This window comes from Gordonia sp. (in: high G+C Gram-positive bacteria) (genome assembly GCF_020438995.1).
In the GTDB taxonomy this organism is placed as follows: domain Bacteria; phylum Actinomycetota; class Actinomycetes; order Mycobacteriales; family Mycobacteriaceae; genus Gordonia.
In genome coordinates this window covers 1-2,613 of record NZ_JAGQTN010000299.1, presented here as the reverse complement: position 1 = coordinate 2,613, position 2,613 = coordinate 1, and the positions used below count along the sequence as shown (strand labels likewise).

At 65.4% G+C, this 2,613-nt stretch carries 4 protein-coding genes; 1 reads left to right on the top strand and 3 read right to left on the bottom strand.

The window, feature by feature from the left end; all coding sequences use genetic code 11:
- Nucleotides 1–258: SDR family oxidoreductase (locus KDB67_RS21205; RefSeq protein WP_291020344.1), on the top strand; the 258-nt coding region annotated here is incomplete at its 5' end.
- 47 nt (nucleotides 259–305) lie between these two features.
- Here the strand turns inward: KDB67_RS21205 and KDB67_RS21200 are convergent.
- The 3 genes from KDB67_RS21200 to KDB67_RS21190 are packed head-to-tail and all read right to left on the bottom strand — an operon-like array spanning nucleotide 306 to nucleotide 2,523.
- Nucleotides 306–668 (bottom strand): DUF5615 family PIN-like protein, encoded by a 363-nt coding sequence (locus KDB67_RS21200; RefSeq protein WP_291020342.1) that lies wholly within the window; start codon nucleotides 666–668, stop codon nucleotides 306–308.
- On the bottom strand, nucleotides 665–1,087 hold the full coding sequence (locus KDB67_RS21195) for a hypothetical protein (protein WP_291020340.1): 423 nt from the start codon (nucleotides 1,085–1,087) through the stop codon (nucleotides 665–667). Before KDB67_RS21195 ends, KDB67_RS21200 begins: the two co-directional genes overlap by 4 nt.
- 41 nt (nucleotides 1,088–1,128) lie before the next feature.
- Nucleotides 1,129–2,523 carry a cytochrome P450 gene (locus tag KDB67_RS21190; protein WP_291020338.1) on the bottom strand — a complete coding sequence of 465 codons (1,395 nt, stop codon included), beginning with the start codon at nucleotides 2,521–2,523 and terminating at the stop codon, nucleotides 1,129–1,131.
- Nucleotides 2,524–2,613: the final 90 nt, after the last annotated feature.

Here is a 2,613-nt window from a genome sequence, read left to right as displayed (position 1 = left end):
CTGGCCAAGAACTTCATCCGCGTGAACACCGTGCACCCGTCGGCGGTCAACACCCCGATGGTCGCCAACGCCGAATACGGCGAGTTCATCAACACCCACCCCGACGTGGCCAGCGATCCGGCCTTCAAGAACCCGATGCCCGTCGAGATGATCGAGGCCGTCGACATCAGCAACGCGATGGTGTTCCTCGCCTCCGACGAGGCCCGCTACATCACCGGCGTCACCCTCCCCGTCGACGCCGGCTACAACAACCGCTGACGGTCATCTTCCGTCATCATGGGCCACCAAACGTCGCCGGTGTGGAACTATTCGGCGAGCCACCACACGATTGGGTGTTCGCCGAGCCCTTCCGGTGGTGTTTCGGCAAGGCCGATGAGGGCCTGTGCGAGTTTGGCTAGGCCCGGCCGGGTCCGTGGAAATCTGCTGTGATGACAGAACACCACTCCGAAGTGGTTGGGCACCAGGCTGATTGCTACACCGAATGTTGCCACGTCCTCCGTGACGACGACTCTGTGCTCGGCCACGGCATGCTCCAGTACCGCACGGTCGTCGGCTCCGCGGAGTTCCGGTCGATCACGGGCCAGGGCGACGGCATCGACACCGGCCGAAGCGAGGTCGTCGGCGAGGCGTCCCGGATAGTGTTCATCGAGCAGGTAGGTGATGCTCACGCGTTACCGAGGGCTTGGCGACGCTCCCACGCGGCGACCGCCTCGTCCTGTGCGAGGTGGTGCCGGGTGATGAGGCCGTCGATCTCCTGACGATTGTCGGCCCAGTAGGCCAGGGCGGTCTCGACAGACTTCATGCTCAAACCCAACGTGTCGGCCAGGTCGCGTGCTGTGCGGTGCTCAGGCTCGTGCTGTAGCCATGCTTCGGCAACAGTCCACACTTGTGGGCCACTGATGAGCGCAGCCCGGCGTTCGCCGGTCACCTCGGTGACGAAGACGATCCCGCGGTGCGCCTCAGCGCGTAACCACTCACTGACCGCTTGGCTGATGACGGTGGATTTGCCCGCGCCCACGCGCGCGGCATAACTCGACAGCGCCTTGTCCACGTCGTCGGGCAGTCGAATATGCGTTGCCGTAGCCATGTCCTACAGTGTAGCCGCAAGTGTGACTGTCGGCTTCCGCATCAGGTCACATCTTCCGGCTCGATAGTTCGCCTGCGGCGGACGAGGGCGGGTACGGGGGCTGCGGCGACCACCGTGAACGGGACGGCGATCGGGAAATCGGCTCTCTGCGAGGTGAACTCGTAGTCGCGGACCAGGGTCGCCAGGGCGAGAGTCGCCTCCAGCATCGCGAACTGGTCGCCGACACATTTGCGACGCCCACCGCCGAATGGCAGGTACTGCCAGTGGTCGAGCGTCTTCATCTTGTCGGGGGTGAAGCGGTCCGGATCGAAGCGCAGCGGATCGTCCCAGAGTGCCGGATCGCGATGCATCGCATAGAAGGACAGGGACACGACGGTGCCGGGACTCAACCGGAAACCGTCCGCCGCCAGGTCGTGTTCGATGGTGCGGATCGCCCCGGCACCGGGTGGGCACAATCGCAACGCCTCATGCAGAACACGCACAGTGCATTCGAGGCCGCCGACGTCCTGCGGGGACAGTTCCGGCCCGCACGATGACGCCTCGGCGCGCACCTGCTCCTGAATCTCGGGGTGATTGCCGAGAGCCCACAGGGAGTAGGCGAGCGTGGTGGCGGTGGTGTCGTGGCCGGCGACCAGGAAGGCCGCCAGCTCTTCCGCCACTTCCGCGTCGGTCAGGGTCTCGCCGGTGTCGGCATCGTGGGCACCGATCAAAGCTCGTACCAGTGGCGCATCGACCGTGGGATCCTCGTGGCAGCGCCGGACGATGTCGTCGGCGGCCGATCGGATCTCCCTCGCGGCCGCATACGCACGACGGTGTGCGGGAGTGGGAAGTTGATGTGGCGGGCGCAGTGGTGCGAGTGCGCGGTCGGTGATGTGCGCCAGCACAGTCCGGATCGCGTGTCCCAGTGATTCGGTGCGGGCGACGTCCATGTCGATGCCGAACATGGCCCGGGTGACCGCATCGAGGGTCATCCTGCGAACCTCGGCGTCGATGTCGATCGTCGCCGCCGGACCCCACTCGGTCATCCGTGATCGCGCTGCGGCGCTCATGTCCCCGGCGTAGTCCTGCACTCGATTCTTGGTGAACAGCGGCTGTACGGCTTTGCGGTGTGCGGTCCAGGGGTGATCCTGCATGTCGAAGAGGTTGTAGCCCAGGACATATCGCATCTCGACGAACAGCGGCGAGGTCTTGTCCGCGCTGCCGTGCGGGGCGGTGAGAACATCGCGGATGCCTTGTGGCGACGTGATGAAGACGATCGGGGGCATCAGCGACTTGGGACCGAGCTTGACCATGACGACAGGTCCGGCCGAGTCGCGAACCGTTTCGGCGAATGTGTGGAACTCCCGGATCTCACGCAACTGGCGCAACTTGGGGAGCGGGCAGCGTGGGGGTGGTGGCAGCGTGGAGACGTCGGGCTGAGCGGATCGAGTGGCCATGGCGGCCTCCGTGTCGGGGCAAGAAGTCGGCTGTTATGCGCGTCGTCGCGCGGCTGTGTGGGACTGACGTCGATGCGGTGGAGAGTGCGG

Excerpts from the sequence above, each read along its gene's own strand:
- KDB67_RS21195 (WP_291020340.1), bottom strand. The coding sequence starts at position 1,087 with ATGGCTACGGCAACGCATATTCGACTGCCCGACGACGTGGACAAGGCG.
- KDB67_RS21190 (WP_291020338.1), bottom strand. The coding sequence starts at position 2,523 with ATGGCCACTCGATCCGCTCAGCCCGACGTCTCCACGCTGCCACCACCC.